This is a genomic window from Wolbachia endosymbiont (group A) of Aleiodes leptofemur (assembly GCF_964028465.1).
GTDB lineage: Bacteria > Pseudomonadota > Alphaproteobacteria > Rickettsiales > Anaplasmataceae > Wolbachia > Wolbachia pipientis.
In genome coordinates, this window is record NZ_OZ034782.1 from 410,292 (window position 1) to 434,052 (window position 23,761).

The window sequence follows — 23,761 nt, forward strand, 5'->3', positions numbered from 1 at the left end:
TTTGTCGTCTTTTTTGTTAACTTTACTGATGTTGTTGTAAGGAACGTTGTTGCAAAATTTTGTAAAATTTATTATCCTAAGGTTTCAAGTTCTCACAGGTTTATTGGAGCTATATGTACAATGTGTTTATCAGTGAAAATCCGGAGAAAATGATGGGGGAAAAGTTAATACATTACTTTGGCCAGGGTAAATGCGAAGGCAATGCAGAAATGAAAAATCTGCTGGGAGGAAAGGGGGCAAATTTAGCAGAAATGTGCAATGTTGGCATTCCTGTTCCACCTGGTTTCACAATTTCCACCTCTGCTTGCAAAGTCTATTATCAAGACAATAGATCTTCTGTTATCCAAGTAGCTGACTACTCGGATCCAGAAAAAAATGTGGTCACGCACTGGAATGACATATGTAGTGGAATCAAAAACTACATGGCGATGCTCGAAAATGACATCGGTTGTAAATTTGGGGATTTAAATAATCCCTTATTAGTTTCCATACGCTCTGGTAGTGTTAGTTCAATGCCGGGCATGCTTGATACTATTTTAAATGTTGGTCTAAATGATGAAACCGTTGTTGGGCTTGCAAAAAAAAGTGGCGAACGTTTTGCTTACGATAGCTACTGCCGTTTCATCATGATGTACTCCAATGTTGTACTACAGCTTGATCATCACCTATTTCAAGATGTTGTTGATAATAAGCAGCAAAAGAGTGGAGCAAAAAGCTTAGCTGATCTTGATGTTGATGTTTTAAAAGAAATTGTTAACAATTTCAAAAGGATAGTACATGAAAAAACAGGAAAACATTTTCCGCAGAACGTTGAAGAGCAATTGTTAAACTCAGTTAATGCAGTATTTGCCTCTTGGAAAAATGATAGGGCTGTTTCCTATAGAAGAATACATAATATTCCTGAAAACCTTGGAACAGCGGTCAACGTGCAAGCAATGGTTTTTGGTAATTTAAATGATAATTCTGCAACTGGTGTGATATTTACACGAAATCCTTCAACTGGAGAAAAAAAATACTTTGGTGAATTTCTGATTAATGCTCAGGGTGAGGATGTGGTTTCTGGTGTTTATACTCCTATGCCAATTGACGGAGAGCAAAAAAACACCATGGAGAAGTTGCTGCCAAGTGTCTACCGAGAATTATGTGTGGTATGTGAAAAACTTGAAAGGCATTATAAAGACATGCAGGATATCGAATTTACTGTACAGGACGGTAAATTATGGATTTTGCAGACTAGGTCTGGCAAGCGCACGGCTGAAGCTGCTATTCGCATAATAGTTGATATGGTAAACGAAGGAACGATTACAAAAGAAGAAGGAATATTGAGAATTGATCCAAAAACCTTTGACAATTTATTGCATCCAGTTCTTGACGTTAAGAGTGACCAAAAAGTAATAGGGAAGGGGCTGCCGGCTTCTCCAGGGGTTGCTTCTGGATATGTAGTGTTTAGTGCAAGTGATGCTGAAAAAGCTGCAGAGCAGGGCAAAAAAGTGATTTTAGTAAGGTCAGAAACGAGTCCTGAAGATATTAATGGAATGAATGCTGCAAGTGGCATAGTAACAGCACGGGGAGGGATGACCTCGCATGCTGCTGTTGTAACCCGTGGAATGGGTAAGCCATGCATTTGCAGTGTGAGTGGACTTTATATCGATAAAGATGGAACTTTCTTTTCTGTAGGGGATACAAAAGTAAATAAAGGTGAACCAATTACCATCAACGGAGGAACAGGGGAGGTTATGCTTGGCATTCTCCCTACAATTTCACCTGAATTATCGCAAGAATTCAAAACGGTAATCAACTGGATAGATGAAATCAAAACGGTCAAAGTGAGAGCGAACGCTGATACTCCAAAAGACGCAAAAATTGCAAAAGAATTCGGTGCAGAAGGTATAGGCTTATGTCGCACAGAACATATGTTTTTCGCTAGTGATAGAATCGAATTCATTCAAAAGTTGATAATAGCTGACGATGAAAATGAAAGGGCAAATGCGCTCATTAAACTAGAAGAAATGCAAAAGTCTGATTTCAAAGAAATATTTTCTATTATGGAGGGCAGGGAAGTCACTATACGGTTGCTTGATCCACCTTTGCATGAATTTTTACCCAATGATCAGTCTACTATAGAAAAAATTGCCAAATCACTTAGTAAGTCAGTTGAGTCAGTAAAAAATAAAATAGCACAGTTATCAGAAAAGAACCCAATGCTTGGCCATCGAGGTTGTAGACTTGCTATTTCTCATCCTGAAATATATAGCATGCAGATTAGGGCAATACTTAGTGCTGCAAGTGAATTAAAGAAAGAAAAGAAGATAGAAGTGGAGCCTGAAATCATGATTCCTTTTATCATGAGCGAGAAAGAATTTATTCTGATATGCGAGCTAGCAAAGAAAGAATCCTCTGTTATCTCAGCTGGGATCCAGACGCAGATTCCAGCGTCACGCGCTGGAATGACATCAGACAAGGCTTATTCAATTGGAACGATGATAGAACTACCAAGAGCAGCACTGATTGCTGATAAATTAGCAAAACATGCAGAGTTTTTTAGTTTTGGCACTAATGATTTAACGCAAACAACCATGGGACTTTCAAGAGATGATTCAGTTAATTTCCTTGATTCTTATAAGGAAAGCAACATATTCGAAAACGACCCATTTGAAGTGCTGGACATCGAAGGGGTAGGGGAGTTAATCAAGATAGCCATTGAAAGAGGCAAAAAAACCCGAAAAGAAATAAAACTGGGTATATGTGGAGAGCATGGAGCAGATCCAAAATCTATAGAGTTTCTCATCGAATCAGGGGTAGATTATGTTTCATGCTCACCCTATAGAGTACCGATTGCAAAGTTAGTGGCAGCACAGTTTAGTGTTAGATCTAAATTTGCTAGGTAAGTATAGTGGCAGTGTTGGCTACTCATATGGTTTGAGCCCACCAGAGGGTGTCATTCCAGCGCGTGACGCTGGAATCTAGTTTTTATTATGACCTTCTGGATCCCAGTGTCTGGGCACTGGGATGACATCCTGTTACACGTTCAACTTCATTCTCTCTCATCTCCCTATAACTTGGTAATGTAGAATTTTTTACATGCAACCCGGTAGCTATTGCAACCAAAGCAGCTATAACACCACAAATCACTGCACCAGTTACAAATGGAACCATCACAGCAGCAGTAATGAATAATCCTGTAATAACAACTCCAACAACATCTTTTGTTAATGAGGTGTAAAAATTTTCCTTGCTTTTTTTATATTTAGCTTCTTTTTCATTTGGCACAGAAAATTGAGCATCTACAAAGCCGTTAGCTTTATTATCATTATTTGGTGTGGCAGTTTGGTCAATCCCTGTTACTACAGGCGTTTTATTTTCGTTATTATGATGCTGACCGTTACCACTATTTGGTGTAACAGTTTGATTGGTATTTGTCTTCTTTGTTAATATAGAAGGCACTGTTACTACAGGCGTTTCATTTTTGTTATTATGATGCTGACCGTTACCACTATTTGGTGTAATAGTATGATTTGATAGACCATCGCCGTGAGTTCTTATATTACTAGACTTATCATTACCGCTTGACATAGCGGATGTGCCGGCGTTTGTTGATACTACAGGAGATACTGGTTTATTAATAACACTCCTACCGTTACCACTATTTGGTACAGTAGTTGGATTTGTTTTTTTTGTTGATGTTGCTATAGATTTACTAGTGGCATTACTATTACTGCCAGATCCTACTTTAGAGGTTGTCCGGAAACTAGTAAATTCAAGCATATTCCCTCTTTAACATAACCCTACTCATAGCTAGGTATATGAAATTCTCAGTGGATGTTGTGAGTAAATCATACTCCTTCGATAGCCTTCTATTCCTATTAACCCAAGCAAAAGTCCTTTCTACAACCCATCTTCTTGGCTGTACTTTAAACCCTTGTTCTCTTGTTGGTAGTAGCTCAGGTGGAGTATCTTTGTGCACCCAAAATCTACATGGAGGCCTTTTAACAATTTCAATATCTATGTCATATTCTTCCTTTATGTGATTCTTTAAATTTCTTCCTTGGTATCCCATTTCAGCCCACATTTTTTTAACTTTAGTATATTTTGTTCTCATATTGTTTAATGCTATTTTAATACCATCTCTATCATTTTCGTTAGCAGCGCCTACGTAACAACCTAGTATAAAACCCTGAGTGTCTGTAATTATATGCCTTTTTCTACCCTTTACTTTTTTACTTCCATCATAGCCTTTGATCCCCCCTTTTCTGTAGTCTTTACAGATTGACTATCTACTATACAGGCACTCGGCTGCTCATTCATTCCTATTTTTCTTCTACTATATTTTGTAATTTCATAATTCATTTTCTCAAAAATTCCCTGCTTCTTCCATTGCCTGAACTGCTCATACACAGTCTTCCATAGCGGAAAATCATTTGGTAAATACCGCCATTGACACCCTGTACGCAATACATAGAAAATTGCTTCTAATATTTCTTTTTTGCTATACTTTGGCGGCCTTCCTCCTTTCTTGTATGATACTCTGAAGTGTTTTTCTATTCTTGCCCATTCCCTTTCGCTTAGATCTGTTGGATACTTTTTTCTCATCTTTACCCCGTACTAAAATTTCAGATATTATAGCCTTTTACTTGTTTCCGGACAACCTCTTATAGCATTTCTCATAATAGTCCGAATAGGTCATAGGAAGGCAGAATCAACAGCACGACGAAAGGATTCGAATAGAGGAATGTTTTTCCTGGCTCTGTTTTTTATAGCAAACCAATGATGCTCAATTTTGTTAAAATCTGGAGAATAAGGCGGCAGATACAAAATTTCTGCACCGACTCCTTTAGCGAGCTTGATAAGCTTATCAGACTTATGAAAAGTAGCATTATCAAGAATGACAGTTTGTCCAGGTTCTAAGATCGGTGCCAAAAATTGCTCAAACCATCCATTAAAAATATCCATATTACAGTGGCCTTCAAATGTTAATGGAGCAACTATCTTTCTTCTACTTAAGGCTGCAACCATGCTGATTCGTTGAGTTTTTTTTCCAGATTTTAGGGCATAAAATCGCTGTCCTTTCTGGCAATACCCATATGGATAGTCCTCCGTGTTATCAATCCCAGACTCATCTATATACACTAAGTTTTCTGGTTCTTTTGTTGCTATAATTTTTAAGAATTCAGCACGTTTTTCTTCGTTCCTTTCCTTGTATCCATATGTCTTTTTTTGCGCGTAAATCCAATTTTTCTGAGAGCTCGGTGGATCGTTTCGATACTAACGTTGCCCCAAAGTTTAGCCATTTCCGACAGAGTTTTTCTACCGTGTTTTTTAGCAAATTCGATAAACTTATTCCAGTCGATAATTTTCTGATTGTAACCTCCATTACCGAGTTTTTTGACTGAAAGTCGCCTGTTTCTTTTTTTCTTTGCTTCCACTCCCACAAAGTAGTTCGTCCAATTTTAAATCTTGCTGCCACTGCTTCTCTGCTTTCCCCTTCGTCTAGTGCTTCCATTGCTTTTTTTCTTAAATCATAACTATATGCTGCCGGCATCCAACCTCCTTATCGCCATCTATCCTTAATCTTATCATATCCGGACTTCTGTGGAAAGAGCTATAATTTCCTCATTAGATATTTTTTGCTTTTCTTGTTTCTCCTCTATCGCTGACACGAGTAACGTAACAAGTTTTTCATTGTTTTTGTCTATAGCCTTATCTAACGCATTACTCTTTAATTGTTGACACAACTTGTACAGCTTGCTTTTAGGTATTAGCTTTGATTGTTCTGCGTTAACATTTTGTAAGAATAGATCTAAAATTTCGGTATTACCAAAATGGACAGCATAATTTAATATAGATTGACCATTTATAGTTTTGGGAATATGGCATGTTTCTTCTTGTTGGGAAATGATACTAATAATTTTTAGCTCATTTTTAAAGAGAAATTTTATAAAATCTAGATTACTTTTTTCAATTGCAAGTGCTAATAGTAAATCTCCCAACACACAGCTATTATGAAATTTTTGCTTTAGATCAATTCTTGCATTTAGCTCTTTACTTAATTCTTCAAGACTTGCTTAAGGCTTCTGTTTTACAGTCTCATTTATATTTAGATACAACTCTCTAATATCATCATTACTATATATCATAACTAACCCTACTACTATATGTTAGTTTATTATAGCAACTTTCCCACAACCAGTCAAGGCATATTGCAGTTTCAAGCAGCATGATATATATTGAATATAGTTCTTAAAGCAAATGATGGAAGATTTAGCCTATAAATTAGTTAAAGTGACCGAAGCTGCGGCGCTTGCTGCATATAAACTAGCAGGCTTCGGCGATGAAAAAAAGGCTGATCAGGTTGCAGTTGATGCAATGCGTACAGTATTAAATTCAATGGAAATAAATGGTACTATCGTAATTGGTGAAGGTGAGAGAGATGAAGCGCCGATGCTATATATTGGCGAGCAGGTTGGCACTGGAAATGGTCCTGAAATCGACATCGCTGTTGACCCACTTGAGGGCACTACGATTTGTGCTCATTACAAATCAGGGGCAATGTCTGTTCTTGCTGCAACGAAAAAAGGTAATTTTTTACACGCACCTGATGTTTATATGGAAAAAATAGCAGTGGGAAAAAATCTTCCAGAGGGTGTAGTCTCACTAAAAAATAGCATTGAAAAGAATCTAGACAATTTAGCCAAGGCAAAAAAATGCAAAGTGAATGATCTCGTGGTAACTGTACTTAAACGTGAAAGGCATGGTGAATTAATAGAGAAAATCAGGAAATTAGGATCAAAAATTAAACTAATAGATGATGGTGATGTTGCGGCCATAGTTTCACTAGTAAATGGCAATCATGATATGTATATCGGTATAGGAGGAGCACCAGAGGGAGTGCTTGCGGCTGCAGCGCTAAGCTCTATCGACGGACAGATGGAGGGAAGATTAGTACTTGATACGGATCAGTTAAGAGAAAGAGCAAAAAATTTAAATATTGATGACCCAGAAAAAGTCTACGCCGTAAAAGATATGGCAAGAGGTGAATCAGTGTTCATTGCAACTGGAGTAACAAGCGGAGAACTTGTGGATGGAGTTAAATTGAATCATAATACCTATTCAACTAATTCTTTAATAATTCTGCCTAATAGGCTGATAAAGCTGCAAACAATGCAGAACTTATGTTAGCTTTTTTAGTTTCTAATTTTAGCTTTACAACATTTAGCATTAAGATATAATCAAGTTTACTTATAACAATAGAGGTGTGAAATGTTTTCTAGTATTATAAATCTATTTAATGGTTTGTACAAAAATTCGAGTACCAAGGAAAGTGAAGAAAAGTTGACTCTTCTATCTCCTCAAGCAAATCTTCAATTCGATGAGACTCAGGTACAAAGTGTGCTCTCAGATTTTGAGGAATTGGAGTTTAAGGATAATAAGTGTTTTGACAAAATAGCAGACGATTATGAAAAGAAGGGGGAGAGTGCCCTTTTTCACTATGTAATATTGAATAAGCGGAAAGAAATAATCGATATATTAGATAGGAATCTTCCTCTCCTCGAAGAACAGGAGGAGTTTAGAAAGAAATATGGTCAATATGTTCTTCAAATTGACAAAGGAATGAGTTATGGAAAAGAACTTCAAGATTGACTTCGGTCTTTTGAAGATAGGGCAGAAAAAGTATTATCAGATTTTGAAAGATTGAATTTTGATTTTAAGGATAATAAGTGTGAAGATTCTTCTGATTCCGTAAATTATAATAACGGTTGGCCGGCAGATCCATTTGACAAGATAGCAAATTATTATCGAGAGGATGATATTTTCCTTTTCAATTATGTGGTATTGAGTAAGCGAAAAGAAATAATGGGTATATTGGATAAGAAGCTTACTTCTAAAGATCAGGAGGAGTTAAAAGAAAATTTTAAAAAGAGGTTGGGTAGATATCTTATTCGAATTGGTGAAGGAATGAGCGATGGACAAGAATTTCTAAAAACTGGTAGTGCAATTGCTTTCTTTGATGGGTGTTATGTGCCATGTCCATATGCAAACCGTCTTCTTAATCATTATGACCATCTTAATATCAACATTACTAAACCTGAACAAAGTTTAGAAACCAGTCGTCTTTTCACTGAAAAAACTAAAAGAATGGAAGAAGAGAAAAGCGAGGTAAAAAGAGCAAAAATATACAGCAATGGTGAAAGAATAGTAACAATTGAGAAGAATGAGAAACAACAGAGGAACTACTCCTTTACAGAATTTGCAATATGTGACATCGAAATTAGTTGGGGTGCAAAAGATGAATCTGGAAAAGACCTTAACTGTACTGTTGTTCTAAATATAAATTTAGGTCAAGTTAGTATTAAAAAATCAACTATTGACGGTAAAGATGTTGAACCAAAGAAAATTTTAGAGTTAGCTAAGCAAAACGAGGCTGTGCTTATAAAAGGTAAAGCTTTACATGAAGTTTTAGCAGCACATTTCATTAAGCAAACACCATGTGAGGAAAAGAAGGATATGCAATCGCACGAGAATATCGTTGTACCTGGTTCCGGTGCACCTCGCTCTATTAATGAGGAAATAACTGTAGAGCATCCGTTTGGGAAAGCGGCAAATAAAGATAATCATAGAGAAATGTGAGTTTACAACAAATGGTGCCATGAAAGTAGCTGATACATAACTGTACGAACGTTTGTTTGCGAAGAAATGTTATAGCAGGTTTTGCCTCAAACACAAAGGTGTCATTCCAGTGCTTGACACTGGAATCCAGCCCTTTTACGCAGTCCCATTAAAAACGTTGTATTTTAACGTAGGATTAGCTACTTTTATACTCACCAATTTAATCTCTAATCAAAATTCCTGGATCCCAGTGTCTGGGCACTGGGATGACATCCTCCCTAGTGGATTCAAATCACAATATTCGTATAGTAAGCACTGACCACTTTTGCTTCAATATTTGCGATGCCCCTGAACAGATACAATTATTCTATTATCAGGAGGATGCCATTAATCGCTTTATATAATGCTACTTGTAACACTTATGCCCTGAACGGAGACAGTTTAGGCTGTTATGCCTGGCGGCTTTGTTGGAATAAGTTTTTCAACACTGCTAACAATAAAATTGATTGTATCGTCAGCTACCTTATCGAATTTATCATTTATCTCTTTTCCTATTTCTTGATTTTTAACATATTCGTGTAGAGCTAAAGCAGTTATAGCTGCACATGCTGCAATTAAGCCAGTTTGTGCTATAATGAATAGTGATAATCCTCCTACGAATATAGATGTTAATCCAATAGCCAGGTTTATAATTTTACTTTGTGTTGTTTGTTGCGTCGCTTGGCTTTGATCTGCCTGTTTATCCTCTAAAGCATTCGATATTGTTTTTAAGGCAACTTTTATCGCTATTGCTGCAACTGAAACCATAATTAGCCCTATAGCTATTTTTGCTAAAAGAAGAATCGACGGTAGCATCATTACAAATAATAGCGCGCCAATTCCTCCAGCTAACCACTTCTCATTTATTTTTTTTGATTGATTTGTACCAGTGTTCATTATTACCCTCCACTTTACTTATGATTTACCTATATCTAATACGAAATATGAAGGTAGTCAACTATATATTTTATATGAAAGATTGTATTAAAAGTTTTTCATGTTATTTTTTGCTGCTTCGTGGTTAAATTTGGAATTTTAGAAAGAGTTACGTATTATTTGAAATTCTTGTATACTGTTTTGAATCAGTTAAATAGATAATGAAGTGCAGGACGCAGTTTTAATTTTACAAGATGGCAAGTGCTTTTGGGGAAAATCAGTAGGTAAAAAAGGCAAATGCATAGGTGAGGTCTGTTTTACCACTGGTATGACCGGTTATCAGCATACTATAACTGATCCTTCTTTTGCCGATCAAATTATAACGTTCACTTTTCCTCATGTTGGTAACGTTGGAATAAACCATAAGGATAATGAAGGAAAGAAAATTTTTGCAAGTGGTGTGGTTATGCGTGAACTTTCTTTTATGTCCCACCCTTCTTCATATATCAGTTTAAATGATTGGTTAGAGAAAAATAACGTGATTGGGATATCAGGAGTTGATACTAGAGCTTTAACGAGACATTTGAGAGAACATGGATCTCAAAATGGAATGATATGCTCATCGAGTAAGGCGCATGCATTAGACAAATTGAAGGAATACAAACCTGTAAATGGGATAGAAATAACTAATAAGGTTAGTTTAAATAACAGTTTTGAAAATAATAGACTAGCGGAGCACTTTGTCATCCAAGTAGCTGACTACTCGGATCCAGCAAAAAATATATGGATTCCAGTGTCACGCACTGGAATAACATCAGATAGAGCTATTGACCTTAATGCAAAATATAGGATTGTAATCGTTGATTTTGGCGTAAAAATCAGTATAGTTTCACGCTTAATAGAACTTGGTTGTACAGTTGAATTAATCAGACCAAGCACAGGTTTTGCTCAAAAAGTGTTGAGTATGAATCCAGATGGTATAGTGCTTTCAAATGGTCCTGGTGATCCGCAAGAAATAGGAGAAAGTGTAGTTTCAGAAATAGACATTATTATAAAATCTAAAATACCAATTTTTGGCATATGCATGGGCCATCAATTACTTGCGATTACTTTGGGGGCAAAGACCATCAAGATGGATATAGGTCACCGAGGGAGTAACCATCCAGTTTATGATGTAATTAGTGGAAAAGTTGAGATCACTAGCCAAAATCATGGTTTTGTTGTTGATTCAGCTTCTCTTCCAAGTAATGTTGAAATTACTCACATTTCTCTATTTGATAATAGTGTAGAGGGAATAATGATGAAGGATTACCTAGTCTTTTCTGTGCAATATCATCCAGAAGAAGCGCCAGGTACGCATGATTCGCATTATTTGTTTAGGCGTTTTATTGGCAATATTGTGTTATATAAAATGAAATCTGCATGATTTTAATCAGGGTAGGTTTTATTGCTTGATTTTTTAATTTTAGGCGTTTAGTATTAAATACAATAAGAGCTTAAGTTAAGATGCTAAAATAGTATTCTCTTAACAAATTTTTGCGGAGGAGTGACCGAGTGGTTAAAGGTAACAGACTGTAAATCTGTCCGCGTGAGCGTACGTAGGTTCGAATCCTACCTCCTCCATTGTGCGGGTATAGCTCAATGGTAGAGCTCTAGCCTTCCAAGCTAGTGACGTGGGTTCGATTCCCACTATCCGCTCTTTTTTTTGTTGTATTTTTATAAAATCAACATATTATTTATTGATGTATTTGTATTTTAGGTAGAAAAGTTTAAATTATGACAGCAATAGTGGAAGCATTTGGAAAGCCGCATGTAAATGTGGGAACAATAGGACATGTGGATCATGGGAAGACGACGTTAACAGCGGCGATAACGAAGCATTATGGAAATTTTGTAGCGTACGATCAGATAGATAAAGCGCCAGAAGAAAGGAAGAGGGGGATAACGATAGCAACAGCGCATGTTGAGTATCAGACGGAAAAAAGGCATTATGCACACGTTGATTGTCCTGGACACGCTGACTATGTAAAGAACATGATAGTAGGTGCAGCACAGATGGATGCGGCGATATTGGTAGTGTCGGGGGTTGATGGGCCAATGCCACAAACGAGAGAGCATATATTGCTGGCGAAGCAGGTAGGTGTTGGATATATCGTGGTGTATATAAATAAAGCTGATGTTGCTGATGCTGATATGATAGATTTAGTAGAAATGGAAGTGAGGGAATTACTGAGTAAATACGGATTTCCAGGGGATGAAGTGCCTGTGGTGGTTGGTTCAGCGCTCAAGGCGCTGGAGGATGACAGCAGCGAATATGGAAAGAAATCAATAGATAAATTGATGGAAAAGTTAGATGAATATGTAGCGGTTCCACCAAGGCCTGTGGATTTACCATTTTTATTGCCAATCGAAGATGTATTTTCGATATCGGGGCGAGGAACAGTGGTAACAGGAAGAATAGAGAAGGGAGAGATAAAGACGGGAGAAGAGATAGAGATAATAGGTCTGAAAGCGACGCAAAAGACGATATGCACAGGTGTTGAGATGTTTAAGAAGTTGCTGGATAAGGGAAGTGCAGGACTCAATGTAGGAATATTGTTAAGAGGAACAAAAAGAGAAGAAGTGGAGAGAGGGCAAGTATTAGCGAAACCGGGGACGATAACACCGCATAGAAAGTTTAAGGCGGAGGTTTATATATTAAAGAAAGAGGAAGGAGGAAGGCATACACCATTTTTTGCGAATTACCAGCCACAGTTTTATTTAAGGACAACGGATGTAACTGGGAGCATAAAATTGCTAGATGGGAAGGAGATGGTAATGCCAGGAGATAATGTGAGTGTAGAAGTAGAATTGCAAGTACCGATAGCAATGGATAAGGGATTGCGTTTTGCGATAAGAGAAGGCGGTAGAACTGTTGGTTCTGGTGTTGTTTCTGAAATTTTGGAGTGAGTGTAGTAACTAAGATGAAGCAAGATATATATATTAACATTAAGGCTTTCGATTGTTCTTTATTGGAGGAGTGTGTTCGAAAATTTGTTGATGAATTAAAGCGGTCCAGTGCAAAATTATCTGGTCCGATTGCGTTGCCAAGGAAAGATTCTAAATTTATTGTTAATAGATCTCCTCACGTTGATAAAAAATCTCGTGAACAGTTTGAAATGAGAACTTCTAGGCGTTTGATTGTTTTACATGATCTTACTCCTACTATGATTCAGATGCTTACAGGTTTATCTTTTTCTGCTGGCGTAGAAGTGGATTTAAAAGTCAAGGAAGTTAAGGTTTAGGAGAAGGAAATGAAGAGAATAAATTCGCTGAGGAGAATTGGTTTACTAATGATGAATATTGGTCATACTGCTATGTATTCTGACAATAGTCGCATGGCTGTAACTTTATTGCATCTCAGCGAAACTTATATTATTGATATAAAAGGACAAGATAAATGTGGCTATAATTCAGTCATTTTAGGCACAGGAGATTTTAAAAATATAGCAAAACCTCAGTTGGAATATTTAAAGAAAAAGGGTATAAATAATAAATGTAAGTTATACGAAAGTAGATTAAATGACCTGTCGGGAATAGAATGTGGTAAAAAAGTGGGAATCAATCATTTTGTGGTTGGTCAATATCTTGATATTACGGGTTATTCTATAGGTAAAGGATTTGCTGGTGTGATGAAGCGGCATAATTTCAGTGGGCTTAGGGCATCTCATGGTGTTTCTATTGCTCACAGATCACAAGGTTCCACTGGCCAATGTCAGGATCCTGGTAGAGTATTCAAAGGAAAGAAAATGGCTGGTCATTTAGGTAACAGCAGGATAACTGCACAAAATATGAAGATATTATCCATTGATCATGAAAATAGTATAATTGCTGTGAAGGGTAATAATGTTCCTGGGTTTAAAAATTCCTATGTTTTTGTAAGAGATGCAGTTAAAAAATCTTTACATAAAGATGTTCCTTTTCCGGTAGGTTTACTGTTAGATGTAAATGATGATGCTAGTAATTTGGTAAGTTAGTTATGGAATGTAATTTAGTTAATCTATCTAATGATAATGTAGGTACTGCTCAGCTCAATCCTTTGATATTTTCTGCTAAGCAAAAATTGAGTATTTTGCATGATATAGTGAGATGGCAATTAGCGAAGAGAAGAGCTGGTACTCATAAAACAAAAGGTATTAGTGATGTCTCTGGTACAACAGCTAAACCTTATGGTCAAAAACGTACCGGTAGGGCAAGACAAGGGAGCTTGCGATCTCCTCAATTTAGAGGTGGTGGGATTATTTTCGGCCCTGTTGTGAGGAGTCATACTTATTCTCTTAATAAGAAGGTACGCAAATTTGGTTTAAAAATTGCTTTATCTCTAAAGTATTTAAATAATCAAGTAATTATTCTGGATAATTTAAATATTGATGTGAAGAAAACGTCTGAAATGTGTAAATGTATTAAAAATTTTAAATTTTCTTCCTTTTTGATAGTTGGTGATTATGGAGATGATTTGTTGCGTGCGGCTAAAAACTTGCACTATGTAGACTTAATCAAACCTATTGGGTTAAATGTTTTTGATATATTGAATCACGAATGCGTGATGTTGACAAAGGATACTTTAAAGCATCTTGAAGGTAGATTGTTATGATCAAATATAATAATATAATAAAATCTCCTATAATTACAGAAAAGGCCTCTTTTTTGAGGGAGAAGTTTAATAAATATTCTTTGTATGTTTTTGTAAATGTAAATAAGCGTCAAATAAAGTTGGCAATAGAGTCTCTATTTGATGTTAAAATTTCTTCTATAAATGTTGTTAGAATTAAGCCTAAATATAGGCGTTTTAGGGGTGTGGTTGGTTGTGAAAAACAGAAAAAGAAAGTTTATTTTTCTTTGATGGATGGTCAAAAATTAGATATAATGAGCGTTTAGTATGGGTATGAAATTTTTTAATCCCGTTACTCCGTCTTCTCGTGGGACTGTGTTAGTAAGTAAAGTTGGTTTATCAAAAGATGAGCCAGAAAAGTCTCTTACATCCGGTAAAAAGTCCAGTGGTGGAAGAAATAATCATGGTAGAATTACAACTCGTCATAGGGGTGGTGGTCACAAAAAGAAGTATAGAGTGATAGATTTTAAGCGTAATAGAAGTGGTCAAGGTATAGTTGAAAAAATAGAGTATGACCCAAATAGAAGTGGGTTTTTGGCGTTAATATCATATAAGGAAGATGATATTAAGTCTTATATATTAGCTCCTCAAGGTATGAAGCCAGGTGATGTTGTTACAGCTGGGAATGATGCTGATATTTTGCCAGGGAATTGTTTACTACTCAAGCATATACCTGTTGGTTCTTTCGTTCATAATGTTGAGCTGAAGCCAGGTAATGGTGCTGCGATTGCTAGAGCTGCTGGTTGTTATGCACAAATCGTTGGTCGTGATGGCCAATATGTTTTATTACGACTCAGGTCTGGTCAAATTAGGTTGATTTTATCTTCTTGCAAGGCTACTATTGGTGTAGTATCTAACCCTGACCATAAGAATAGAAAGTTGGGTAAAGCTGGGAGAAGTAGGTGGCTTGGGATTAGACCTACTGTACGTGGAGTTGCAATGAATCCGGTTGACCATCCTCATGGAGGCGGGGAAGGAAAAACCTCTGGTGGTCGTCATCCTGTTACTCCTTGGGGTGTTGCAACAAAAGGAAAGAAAACTCGAAGGAGAAATAAATCTAGTGATAAGTATATAAAACAATTGAAAGGTTAGTTTATGAGTAGATCTGCATGGAAGCCTCCTTTTTGTCATCCTTCTATATTAAAGTCGGTGAATAATGCTTTAAACAAGGGGTTTGTTAACATGGCTATAAAAGTTCATTCCAGGGCTTCTGTAATTCTTCCTAATTGTTTAGGTTTAAAGTTTGCTGTTTATAATGGTAAGGATTACATTCCTGTGAATGTTAATGATCAGAATATGATAGGTCATAAGTTTGGTGAGTTTTCACCCACTCGTAAATTTACTGGGCATAGTGGTGATAAAAAGGCGACAAGAAGGTAATTGATATGAAAAACAGAGATGTAATAGTTAAAGCTGGTTCTAGGGTTTTTAAATCAACTCCTCGTAAATTGAATTTGGTTGCTGGTTTAGTACGTAATAAAAAAGTTTCTTTTGCCACTGTGCAATTAAGATTTTGTGAAAAGAAAGCTGCAGGTCTTATAAGGAAGGTATTAAATTCTGCGATTGCTAATGCTCAAAATTATGGATTGGATATCGATAATTTATATATAAAAGAAATTTTAATAGGTAAGTCTCTTACTTTGCGTAGGGTATGTCCAAAAGCTATGGGTAGAGCTAATAGAGTTAGTAAACGTTATAGTAATATAACTGTAAAATTGGGGGAAATTATATGATTCATAAAAATAGAAAATTAATAAGGAAAGTGCAAAAATATGGGAAACGTTAATCCTAAAGGATTTAGGTTAAAAATAATTAATACTTGGTCATCTATTTGGTATGCTGAGAAGGGTTATAAACAAGGGTTGCATCAAGATTTATCTATTCGCAGTTATATAAATGAATCTTTTAAGCATGCTGGTGTTTCTAAAGTAATTATAGAGCGTACGATCGATTTGGTATCTGTAATAATACATTCTTCTAGACCTGGAGTGATAATAGGTAAGAAAGGCTCGGATATTGAGAAGATAAAGCAAAAGATAGCTGAAAAAGTAAAAAATAATGTGGAAGTGAATGTAGTAGGGGTTAAAAGGTCTGAAATAGATGCAGTTTTAATATCAAGCAGCATTGCACAGCAGTTAGAAAAAAGGGTTTCATTTAGAAGAGCGATGAAAAAAGCTATTCAAAGTTGTTTGAGGATGGGTGCTAGAGGTATTAAAGTAAGTTGTTCTGGGCGCCTTGGCGGAGCTGAGATAGCTCGTACTGAGTGGTATAAAGAAGGCCGTTTGCCTTTGCATACTTTACGTGCTAATATAGATTATGCTTTTGCTGAAGCAAAAACTATATATGGCATCATAGGAGTTAAGGTCTGGGTTTATATTGGTAACTAATTAGGTATATTGAAATGTTTATTCCTAAAAAAAGTAAATATAAAAAAGTATTTAAAGGACGAATTAAGGGTAACACGAAAGGTGGTAGCACATTATCTTTTGGAGATTATGGTCTAAAGGCTATGGAAGCAGGTAGGATTCAATCTAAGCATATTGAAACTGCAAGGCGTGTAATATCTAGAACATTAAAACGCTCTGGTAAAGTGTGGATAAGAATTTTTCCTGATACCCCTGTTAGTAAAAAGCCGGCGGATGTGCGTATGGGTAAAGGGAAAGGTAGTGTTGAGTTTTGGGTATTTAAAGCTAAGCCCGGTAGAATGTTGTTTGAAATTAGCAGTGATGTTCCCATGCATTTAGCAAGATTGGCGCTTGAAAAGGCAACTGCTAAGCTTCCTATGAAGTGTAAATTTGTATCTAATCATAATTAAATGGAGTTGCAATGGATATAGCTGACATTGAATCGAGGTCCTCGCAAGAATTGCATGAAATTCTTGTGAATTTGAGAAAAGAGTTTGTTAATTTGGTTTTTCAAAAGAAGCTGGGCCAGTGCAACAATATTTCGCGTTTTAGCTTAATAAGAAAGAGCATAGCTCGTATTTTAACTACATTAAATAAAAGAAGAAGAGAGGAAAAGAATGTCTAAAAAGGTTTTTTGTGGTACTGTAACTAAGGCTAAGTGTGATAAGACTGTAAAGGTTTCGGTATTACAAGTGTATAAGGATGAGCTGTATAAAAAGGTTATAAAAAAATACAAGAAGTATACAGCACATGATGAGAATAATAGTTGTAAAGAAGGGGACAAGGTTTTAATACAAGAACACAAGCCTATTTCTACTACTAAAAAATGGGTTATTGTTAATAGCTCACATTGAATAGGATATTTATATGATTCAAAAAAATACATTGTTGGAAGTAGCTGATAATTCTGGCGCGCGTGCAGTGCTTTGTATTGGTTTATTGGGTGGTAGAAAGTCTGCATCTATAGGTGACACAGTTATTGTATCTACTAAATCTATTACTCCAAGAGGGAAAGTTGAGAAGGGAAAAGTATATAGAGCAGTTGTGGTGAGGGTGAAAAGCCCTATTAGGAAATCTGATGGTTCTGTAATTCGTTTTTCTAGCAATGCTGTAGTTTTGATTAACGATCAAGGTGAACCACTTGGCACTCGGGTGTTTGGTCCGGTAAAAAAGTTATCATCTGGTTCTTTTATGAAGATAATGTCATTAGCTGTTGAGGTTTTATAATGAGTGCTAAAATAAAAAGTGGTGACGACGTTATAGTTTTAACTGGTAAAGATAAGGGAAAAATTGGTAAGGTAATCAAAGTTATAGCACGTGATGCTAAAAAGAAAGTAATTGTTTCTGGAGTGAATGTGCATAAGAGACATACTAAACCAAAAGCTGGTAGTAGTGGTGGTATATTAAATAAAGAGTTAGCTATTGATATATCCAACGTTGCAACATTGGACCCTAAATATAAAACTCCAACTAGAGTGGGGTTTAAGGTTATAGACGGTAGAAAAGTGCGTTTTGCAAAAGTTTCTGGAGAAGTGATAGATTAGGTTGATATGTTTAAAGAATTGTATAAAGATAGCATAGTAAAGTCCTTGAAGGATAAGTTTAATTACGGCAATATAATGCAAGTGCCTAAACTTGTCAAGGTGTGTATCAATATGGGCGTTGGAGATGCTGCTACAGATAGTAAAGCAATAAATGAACCACTTGATAGCCTATATTTGATTGCTGGGCAGAAGCCTTTATCAACTTTTGCAAAAAAATCTATTTCTGGCTTCAAGATCAGAAAAGGTGCTACAGTAGGTTGCAAAGTAACTTTGCGTAGAGATAAAATGTATGAGTTTTTAGAAAGATTGATATATATTGCTTTGCCAAGGGAAAAAGATTTTAGAGGATTTAGTGTGAAGCAATTTGACGGTAATGGTAATTTTTCCTTTGGTATAAAGGAACATATCTCGTTTTTAGAAATAGACTATGATAAAATAAGTAAAATTAGAGGTGTGGATATTAATATTATAACAAGTGCAGTTAGTGATAAGGAAGCAAAGGAATTATTACTGGCTCTTAAATTTCCTTTTTTTGATTAATTGAGAGGAGAAATATATGGCAAAAAAATCTATGATAGAAAGAAATCTTCGCAGAATAAAGTTGTGCGATCAATATAAAGAAAAAAGAGAAAAATTGAAATCTATAATAAATAATAAGAATTTGTCTATTGTAGAAAGGTTTACAGCTCAAAATAAATTAATTAAAAAATTGCCTAGAAATTCTTCTAAAACCAAAATTAGAAATAGGTGTGCTTTAACTGGGAGACCAAGAGGAGTATATAGAAAATTTGGTTTATGTAGAATTGTTTTGCGTGATTTATGTTCTTTTGGGCAAATTCCAGGAGTTACAAAGTCTAGTTGGTAAATATAATATAAGGAGTATATTGTGGCGTTATCTGATAGTATTGGTGATTTTTTAACAAGGATACGTAATGCTCAATTGGCAATGCATAGGGCAACAAGGGTACTATTTTCTAAGATGAATTCTTCTATATTGGAGATTTTAAAAGAGGAAGGGTATATCCTTGATTATGAAAAGCAAGTTGTAGATAATTTACCTTCTTTCATTGTAAAATTGAAGTATTATGAGAAGTCACCTGTAATTAGTGACATAGTTAGGGTGTCAAAGCCTGGTTGTCGTCGTTATTCTAAGTATAAGGACATTTCTAAAGCATATAATGGTCTTGGTATTTTTATTATATCGACACCCAAAGGAGTGATGACTGATTATAATGCACATAAATTAAAGGTTGGTGGAGAAGTTTTGTGTCGTGTGTTTTAAATAATAGGAGAAATTCATGTCTCGTATAGGTGCTGCTCCTATCAATATTCCTGCTGGTGTTTCAGTTGAATATAATAATGGTAGTATGTTAATAAAGAGTGCTAAGGCTGAAAAGGAAGTTAGCTTGATCAGGGATGTTGTGTGTCAGATTATTGATAATCAGCTATTGCTTTCTGTTGATCAAGATAAAGATAATTATGATAAAATAAAGCCTATGTGGGGCACTTATAGGAGTAATATTAATAATATCATTAACGGCATGGTTGATGGTTTTTCTGTTAATCTTGAGATTAACGGTGTGGGATATAAGGCAGAGTGTGATGGTAAGTATTTGACTTTATATCTTGGTTATAGCCATAATGTTAAATATAAAGTGCCTAAAGATGTTGAGATTAAGTGCATAAAGCCAACTCACTTAGTAGTTAGTGGTATGGATAAGCAGAAGGTCTATATGGTGGCGTCTGATATATGCAAAATTAGAAAATATGATCCTTATAAAGGTAAGGGTGTTGTAATAAAAGGCAAATTTATGCTGCGTAAGGTTGTAAGTAAAAAGAAGTAATAAAAATGAAAAGATCGTATAATTTTTTAAGTAATTCTGAAAAAAGGAAGTTACGTAATAGAGCGAAGCTTGACAAGAGCGCTGAACGTTTACGTATATCCATATTTAAATCTAATAGGCATTTTTATGTCCAGTTAATTAATGATGTAAAAGGAATAACTCTCACTTCAGCTTCTACTTTGGATGCTAAAATTAAGGATGTATGTAAAGGGAAAGTCAACGCTGAAACTATAAAACAGGTTTCTTCTTTAATGGTTGAGCGTCTGTCTGGCATGAAATTAGAGCAGCAGCTTACGTTTGATCGTGGAGCGTATAAATACACAGGATTAGTTTCTCAATTTGCTGAGGCTTTAAGAAGTTCTGGATTTGAATTTTAGAAGGTTTTGAATATGGCTATAAAGAATTTACAAAATAATAATGATTTATCAGAGCTTTTAGTTTCGGTACGAAGAGTGACAACGGTTACCAAAGGTGGTAGAAGATTTTCATTTTCAATTTTGGTTGTTGTTGGCGATGAGAAGGGTAGGGTAGGGTGTGGAATAGGTAAGCACGCAGAAGTTGCTGAAGCAAGAGTCAAAGCTGTAAATGCTGCAAAGAAATCAATGATTAGAGTGTACTTGCGTGAAGGTAGAACTTTGCATCATGATATTAAAGCTAAATTTTGTTCTGGTGAGATAGTTTTAAGAACCGCAAGAGCCGGAACAGGTATTATTGCTGGTGGAGCGATTAGATCAGTTTTTGAGGTGTTAGGTATAAAGGATGTGGTAGCTAAATCCACTAGATCAAATAATCCTCATAACGTTATATGTGCGGTGTTTAAGGCTTTTGATAGTATGTTATCTCCTCGTCAGGTAGCAAGCAAAAGAGGCAAAAAGATTAGCGAGATAGTTGGAAACAGGTAAAGTATGAATAATGCTGTAAAATTAAACTCTATATTTACTAAATTATCTAAGAAAAAGAAGCCTAAGTTGCTGGGTAGAGGTATCGGTTGTGGTAAAGGTAAAACATCCGGTAGAGGGCATAAAGGGCAGAAGGCTAGAAGTGGAGTTTCTATAAATGGTTTTGAGGGTGGACAACAGTCTATATATACTCGTTTGCCTAAAAGAGGTTTTAAGCCTATACGTAGGAGCATATACTCTATAATTAATGTTGGCGATATACAGCGCTTAATGGAAGCTAAAAAAATAGTGAAAGACTCTGTTATAGATAAGGAGAGGCTGTATAAATTAGGTTTTATAAAGTCTATTAAGGATAAAATTAAACTTCTTAATAAAGGTAAGTTGAGCGAAAAATTTGTGTTTCATGTTGATTTTGCGTCAGAAGCTGCAAAAAAATCTGTAGCTTCAGTTGGTGGTAGTGTGGAAATACTATCGTAAGTCATGGGCAATAAATCAGCATTTAATAGCTTGGATCCTACGTTGTTATATAAAGGCGATTTATTAAAGCGTATATTTTTTACGCTAATAGCTTTAATTTGCTATCGCTTGGGTACTTATGTGCCTATTCCTGGAATTAATCTTGATGTAATTAATGATATATTTCCCAAAGATGGCTCAGGCGTTTTTGGAGTATTTAATTTATTTTCTGGTGGTGCATTGGCTAGAATGACAATTCTAGCATTGAATGTTATGCCATATATAATGGCTTCTATCATTATTCAGTTACTTTCTTCTGCGATTAAAGGAATGAAGGAAGTTAAGAATGATGGAGAGTCAGGCCGTAGAAAGATGAATTCTTATATACGCTATCTGACCATAGTAATTTGTGTATTTCAATCAATTCCAATTTTGGTTGGATTGGAAGGGATGAATAGGGAAGGGGTATTGGTTGTAATCGAACCTGGTGTTATGTTTCGTACAATAGGTGTTTTCAGCCTTTTAGGTGGAACTATGCTTTTAATATGGCTTGGTGAACGAATCAGCGCTAGCGGTATAGGCAATGGTATCTCATTAATCATTTTCACGGGTATAATATCAGAGTTACACAGCGCTTTGTCATCTTTGTTAACGTTAAATAAAAACGGTAGCGTATCGTTATTTATTATCCTTTTTGTTTTGGTATTGTTTTTTTTGCTGCTACTCTTAGTCATTTTTGTAGAGTCTTCTTATAGAAAGGTTATTGTTCAACATCCTAAAAAGCAATTTAAAAGATTACATAATGACGATTTTACTTATATTCCATTGAAGATTAATTTATCTGGTGTAGTACCAACCATTTTTGCTAATGCAATTTTATTGACACCTATTTCAATTGCAAATTTCTATAAGGGGCACGCTTTTTCTGATTTTATTTTGAATTACTTTATGGCAAATAAAGTAGTATATATTGTAGCCTATTTGGTGCTGATAGTATTTTTTAATTTTTTCTATACCAATTTTATATTTAATCCAGAGGAAAACGCAGATTTTCTTAAAAAAAATGGTGGTTTTATACCTGGTAGAAGGCCTGGGAAACATACTTCTGATTACCTTCAAGATATAGTTTTTAAGTTGACATTCATTGGCTCTGCGTATTTGGTAGTCATATGTACTGTACCTGAAGTTATGAGATATTATTATGATATACCATTTATTTTTGGTGGGACGAGCTTACTGATTATAGTGAACGTTATTACTGATACTATTATGCAAATACAATCTTATATTTTTTCAAATAGGTACGACAACTGGATAAAGAAATATGAGTCTAAAACGAGGAAAGTAAGATGATCATTACGATTTTTGGTCCTCCAGGTTCTGGTAAAGGTACTCAGTCAAGCTTGTTAATAGCAAAATATAATTTAAAATTAATTTCAGTAGGGGATTTATTAAGGAATATTATATCTAGCAGTAGTGAGTTAGGTAAAAAAATAAAGGGTACCGTGGAATCTGGTAATTTAATTCAAGATGAAATTATATGTGGATTATTACGTGACCAGATTGCATTAGTGGATGATAATTGCTTATTAGATGGTTTTCCGAGAAATTTAAACCAGGCTCATTTTTTGACTCAAGTTTTGCAAGAAAAATATAATAGGGATGTTGACATTGTAGTTGAGCTGCAGCTTGACGATAATATTGCAATCGATAGGTTAAAAAATCGTCTCGCGTGTTTGGACTGTAAAAGCATATATAGTGTATCTTCTTTTAAGAGTACTACTTGTGCTAAATGTAAAAGTACGAGGTTAGAGAAAAGAATTGATGATGCTGATATGTCTGCAATTAATAAGAGAATAAGTGAATATCACCTTCAAATGAAAGGTTTACGCGAGTATTATAAAGGCAAATTATTAACAATTGACGCTAATTTGAGTGTTGATGAGGTAACGCAAGAGATTGAAAGTAAAATTTCTTGTAATTTGGTTTGACTCTGAGTTGTTTTATGGTATAAATTAAGAGTTGTTATTAATAAAGTATCGAGGTACCAGTGGCACGTATTGCAGGCATAAATATTCCAGTGAGGAAATGTGTTCCTTTTGCATTAACTTATATATATGGTATAGGTATTGCTACTGCGAATGTAATTTGTCACGCTTGCGAAGTTGATAAGCGCAAACGTGTTTCAGAATTACGAGATGAAGATATAGGAAAGATCAGCGGTTTCATTAGACAAAATTATGTTATAGAAGGTGAGCTCAGAAAAGAAGTGGCTATGAACATAAAATCTTTAGTGGAAATGGGATGCTATAGAGGGGTGAGACATAGAAAAGGTTTACCTGTGAGAGGGCAAAGGACTCATACTAATGCTAAGACTCGTAAAGGTAGATCTCGGTTGCCTATTGCTGGGAAAAAATAAAATTTATTATTATTGTGAGTTTTA

Annotated in this window: 33 protein-coding genes, 2 tRNA genes and 1 pseudogene; 31 read left to right on the forward strand and 5 right to left on the reverse strand. The window is 35.4% G+C overall.

Annotation, left to right across the window (positions count from 1 at the left end; genetic code table 11):
* Window positions 1-152: 152 nt before the first annotated feature.
* Window positions 153-2,888: a pyruvate, phosphate dikinase gene (gene ppdK / locus ABWU67_RS02250; RefSeq protein ID WP_353282226.1), complete on the forward strand. Its 2,736-nt coding sequence runs from the start codon at window positions 153-155 to the stop codon at window positions 2,886-2,888.
* 85 nt (window positions 2,889-2,973) lie between these two features.
* Here ppdK and ABWU67_RS02255 read toward each other — a convergent pair whose 3' ends face one another.
* The 4 genes and pseudogenes from ABWU67_RS02255 to ABWU67_RS02270 all read right to left on the reverse strand — a co-directional run bounded on the left by ABWU67_RS02255 (window position 2,974) and on the right by ABWU67_RS02270 (window position 5,987).
* The gene (locus ABWU67_RS02255; protein ID WP_353282132.1) at window positions 2,974-3,765 is read right to left on the reverse strand and encodes a hypothetical protein; all 792 of its coding nucleotides are present in this window, start codon (window positions 3,763-3,765) and stop codon (window positions 2,974-2,976) included.
* Window positions 3,758-4,590, reverse strand: a protein-coding gene (locus tag ABWU67_RS02260) for an IS5-like element ISWpi1 family transposase (RefSeq protein ID WP_353281801.1) whose coding sequence is annotated in 2 segments (ribosomal slippage) — window positions 3,758-4,221 and window positions 4,221-4,590 — 834 coding nt in all. Because the reading frame shifts where the segments join, the coding sequence is not laid out codon by codon here. The genes ABWU67_RS02255 and ABWU67_RS02260 overlap by 8 nt, the downstream gene beginning before the upstream one ends.
* Window positions 4,591-4,680: 90 nt before the next feature.
* Window positions 4,681-5,539, reverse strand: a pseudogene (locus tag ABWU67_RS02265) (IS630 family transposase).
* Between the two features lie 34 nt (window positions 5,540-5,573).
* Window positions 5,574-5,987: an ankyrin repeat domain-containing protein gene (locus tag ABWU67_RS02270; protein ID WP_353282133.1), complete on the reverse strand. Its 414-nt coding sequence runs from the start codon at window positions 5,985-5,987 to the stop codon at window positions 5,574-5,576.
* Between the two features lie 262 nt (window positions 5,988-6,249).
* Here ABWU67_RS02270 and glpX point away from each other — a divergent pair, with 262 nt between their 5' ends.
* The 3 genes from glpX (at window position 6,250) to ABWU67_RS02285 (ending at window position 8,625) form a co-directional block, all read left to right on the forward strand.
* On the forward strand, window positions 6,250-7,176 hold the full coding sequence (gene glpX, locus ABWU67_RS02275) for a class II fructose-bisphosphatase (RefSeq protein WP_264374058.1): 927 nt from the start codon (window positions 6,250-6,252) through the stop codon (window positions 7,174-7,176).
* A gap of 81 nt (window positions 7,177-7,257) precedes the next feature.
* Window positions 7,258-7,638, forward strand: coding sequence for a hypothetical protein (locus tag ABWU67_RS02280; protein ID WP_353282134.1), 381 nt, complete (start codon window positions 7,258-7,260; stop codon window positions 7,636-7,638).
* Between the two features lie 51 nt (window positions 7,639-7,689).
* Entirely contained in the window at window positions 7,690-8,625 is a 936-nt protein-coding gene (locus ABWU67_RS02285; RefSeq protein ID WP_341821770.1) for a hypothetical protein, read from the forward strand.
* 420 nt (window positions 8,626-9,045) lie between these two features.
* Here ABWU67_RS02285 and ABWU67_RS02290 read toward each other — a convergent pair whose 3' ends face one another.
* Complete coding sequence (locus ABWU67_RS02290) at window positions 9,046-9,540, reverse strand: hypothetical protein (RefSeq protein WP_010962761.1); 495 nt, start codon at window positions 9,538-9,540, stop codon at window positions 9,046-9,048.
* Between the two features lie 205 nt (window positions 9,541-9,745).
* Between ABWU67_RS02290 and carA the strand changes: the two genes are divergently transcribed.
* From carA to rpsM, 27 genes are all read left to right on the forward strand, one after another.
* Window positions 9,746-10,945, forward strand: a complete 1,200-nt coding sequence (gene carA / locus ABWU67_RS02295) for a glutamine-hydrolyzing carbamoyl-phosphate synthase small subunit (protein WP_353282135.1) — start codon at window positions 9,746-9,748, stop codon at window positions 10,943-10,945.
* A 114-nt stretch (window positions 10,946-11,059) separates the two neighbouring features.
* Window positions 11,060-11,142: transfer RNA gene (locus tag ABWU67_RS02300), tRNA-Tyr, on the forward strand.
* A 4-nt stretch (window positions 11,143-11,146) separates the two neighbouring features.
* A tRNA-Gly gene (locus tag ABWU67_RS02305) sits at window positions 11,147-11,217 on the forward strand.
* 78 nt (window positions 11,218-11,295) lie between these two features.
* Window positions 11,296-12,468, forward strand: a complete 1,173-nt coding sequence (gene tuf, locus ABWU67_RS02310) for an elongation factor Tu (protein ID WP_010962759.1) — start codon at window positions 11,296-11,298, stop codon at window positions 12,466-12,468.
* A 14-nt stretch (window positions 12,469-12,482) separates the two neighbouring features.
* Window positions 12,483-12,803 (forward strand): 30S ribosomal protein S10, encoded by a 321-nt coding sequence (gene rpsJ / locus ABWU67_RS02315; protein ID WP_353282136.1) that lies wholly within the window; start codon window positions 12,483-12,485, stop codon window positions 12,801-12,803.
* A 9-nt stretch (window positions 12,804-12,812) separates the two neighbouring features.
* Window positions 12,813-13,535: a 50S ribosomal protein L3 gene (gene rplC / locus ABWU67_RS02320; RefSeq protein ID WP_006279218.1), complete on the forward strand. Its 723-nt coding sequence runs from the start codon at window positions 12,813-12,815 to the stop codon at window positions 13,533-13,535.
* Window positions 13,536-13,537: 2 nt separating this feature from the next.
* The gene (gene rplD, locus ABWU67_RS02325) at window positions 13,538-14,152 is read left to right on the forward strand and encodes a 50S ribosomal protein L4 (protein WP_012673183.1); all 615 of its coding nucleotides are present in this window, start codon (window positions 13,538-13,540) and stop codon (window positions 14,150-14,152) included.
* Window positions 14,149-14,436 (forward strand): 50S ribosomal protein L23, encoded by a 288-nt coding sequence (locus ABWU67_RS02330; RefSeq protein WP_209473095.1) that lies wholly within the window; start codon window positions 14,149-14,151, stop codon window positions 14,434-14,436. The genes rplD and ABWU67_RS02330 overlap by 4 nt, the downstream gene beginning before the upstream one ends.
* Window position 14,437: 1 nt before the next feature.
* The gene (rplB, locus tag ABWU67_RS02335; protein WP_015589143.1) at window positions 14,438-15,262 is read left to right on the forward strand and encodes a 50S ribosomal protein L2; all 825 of its coding nucleotides are present in this window, start codon (window positions 14,438-14,440) and stop codon (window positions 15,260-15,262) included.
* 3 nt (window positions 15,263-15,265) lie between these two features.
* The gene (rpsS, locus tag ABWU67_RS02340; protein ID WP_006279181.1) at window positions 15,266-15,550 is read left to right on the forward strand and encodes a 30S ribosomal protein S19; all 285 of its coding nucleotides are present in this window, start codon (window positions 15,266-15,268) and stop codon (window positions 15,548-15,550) included.
* Window positions 15,551-15,555: 5 nt separating this feature from the next.
* Window positions 15,556-15,903, forward strand: a complete 348-nt coding sequence (gene rplV / locus ABWU67_RS02345) for a 50S ribosomal protein L22 (RefSeq protein ID WP_353282137.1) — start codon at window positions 15,556-15,558, stop codon at window positions 15,901-15,903.
* A gap of 39 nt (window positions 15,904-15,942) precedes the next feature.
* Window positions 15,943-16,557 carry a 30S ribosomal protein S3 gene (rpsC, locus tag ABWU67_RS02350; protein ID WP_353282138.1) on the forward strand — a complete coding sequence of 205 codons (615 nt, stop codon included), beginning with the start codon at window positions 15,943-15,945 and terminating at the stop codon, window positions 16,555-16,557.
* Window positions 16,558-16,571: 14 nt separating this feature from the next.
* Window positions 16,572-16,985: a 50S ribosomal protein L16 gene (gene rplP, locus ABWU67_RS02355; protein WP_010962752.1), complete on the forward strand. Its 414-nt coding sequence runs from the start codon at window positions 16,572-16,574 to the stop codon at window positions 16,983-16,985.
* 11 nt (window positions 16,986-16,996) lie between these two features.
* Window positions 16,997-17,200 (forward strand): 50S ribosomal protein L29, encoded by a 204-nt coding sequence (rpmC, locus tag ABWU67_RS02360; protein ID WP_265037324.1) that lies wholly within the window; start codon window positions 16,997-16,999, stop codon window positions 17,198-17,200.
* Entirely contained in the window at window positions 17,193-17,429 is a 237-nt protein-coding gene (rpsQ, locus tag ABWU67_RS02365) for a 30S ribosomal protein S17 (RefSeq protein ID WP_353282139.1), read from the forward strand. The genes rpmC and rpsQ overlap by 8 nt, the downstream gene beginning before the upstream one ends.
* A gap of 13 nt (window positions 17,430-17,442) precedes the next feature.
* Window positions 17,443-17,802: a 50S ribosomal protein L14 gene (gene rplN / locus ABWU67_RS02370; RefSeq protein WP_006279348.1), complete on the forward strand. Its 360-nt coding sequence runs from the start codon at window positions 17,443-17,445 to the stop codon at window positions 17,800-17,802.
* Window positions 17,802-18,119, forward strand: a complete 318-nt coding sequence (gene rplX / locus ABWU67_RS02375) for a 50S ribosomal protein L24 (RefSeq protein WP_006279347.1) — start codon at window positions 17,802-17,804, stop codon at window positions 18,117-18,119. The genes rplN and rplX overlap by 1 nt, the downstream gene beginning before the upstream one ends.
* Window positions 18,120-18,125: 6 nt before the next feature.
* Window positions 18,126-18,659 (forward strand): 50S ribosomal protein L5, encoded by a 534-nt coding sequence (gene rplE, locus ABWU67_RS02380; RefSeq protein ID WP_353282140.1) that lies wholly within the window; start codon window positions 18,126-18,128, stop codon window positions 18,657-18,659.
* Between the two features lie 16 nt (window positions 18,660-18,675).
* Complete coding sequence (gene rpsN / locus ABWU67_RS02385) at window positions 18,676-18,984, forward strand: 30S ribosomal protein S14 (RefSeq protein ID WP_006279345.1); 309 nt, start codon at window positions 18,676-18,678, stop codon at window positions 18,982-18,984.
* 21 nt (window positions 18,985-19,005) lie between these two features.
* On the forward strand, window positions 19,006-19,401 hold the full coding sequence (gene rpsH, locus ABWU67_RS02390; RefSeq protein ID WP_007551150.1) for a 30S ribosomal protein S8: 396 nt from the start codon (window positions 19,006-19,008) through the stop codon (window positions 19,399-19,401).
* Between the two features lie 16 nt (window positions 19,402-19,417).
* Window positions 19,418-19,963 (forward strand): 50S ribosomal protein L6, encoded by a 546-nt coding sequence (gene rplF / locus ABWU67_RS02395; protein ID WP_007551152.1) that lies wholly within the window; start codon window positions 19,418-19,420, stop codon window positions 19,961-19,963.
* 5 nt (window positions 19,964-19,968) lie between these two features.
* The gene (gene rplR, locus ABWU67_RS02400; RefSeq protein WP_006279867.1) at window positions 19,969-20,340 is read left to right on the forward strand and encodes a 50S ribosomal protein L18; all 372 of its coding nucleotides are present in this window, start codon (window positions 19,969-19,971) and stop codon (window positions 20,338-20,340) included.
* Between the two features lie 12 nt (window positions 20,341-20,352).
* A complete protein-coding gene (gene rpsE / locus ABWU67_RS02405) occupies window positions 20,353-20,865 on the forward strand; it encodes a 30S ribosomal protein S5 (protein WP_010962748.1) in 513 nt (170 codons plus the stop codon).
* A gap of 3 nt (window positions 20,866-20,868) precedes the next feature.
* Window positions 20,869-21,339 carry a 50S ribosomal protein L15 gene (rplO, locus tag ABWU67_RS02410; protein ID WP_006279863.1) on the forward strand — a complete coding sequence of 157 codons (471 nt, stop codon included), beginning with the start codon at window positions 20,869-20,871 and terminating at the stop codon, window positions 21,337-21,339.
* A 3-nt stretch (window positions 21,340-21,342) separates the two neighbouring features.
* The gene (secY, locus tag ABWU67_RS02415) at window positions 21,343-22,671 is read left to right on the forward strand and encodes a preprotein translocase subunit SecY (RefSeq protein ID WP_010962747.1); all 1,329 of its coding nucleotides are present in this window, start codon (window positions 21,343-21,345) and stop codon (window positions 22,669-22,671) included.
* Window positions 22,668-23,309, forward strand: coding sequence for an adenylate kinase family protein (locus tag ABWU67_RS02420; protein WP_077188177.1), 642 nt, complete (start codon window positions 22,668-22,670; stop codon window positions 23,307-23,309). The genes secY and ABWU67_RS02420 overlap by 4 nt, the downstream gene beginning before the upstream one ends.
* 59 nt (window positions 23,310-23,368) lie before the next feature.
* Complete coding sequence (gene rpsM, locus ABWU67_RS02425; RefSeq protein WP_353282141.1) at window positions 23,369-23,737, forward strand: 30S ribosomal protein S13; 369 nt, start codon at window positions 23,369-23,371, stop codon at window positions 23,735-23,737.
* Window positions 23,738-23,761 lie beyond the last annotated feature (24 nt).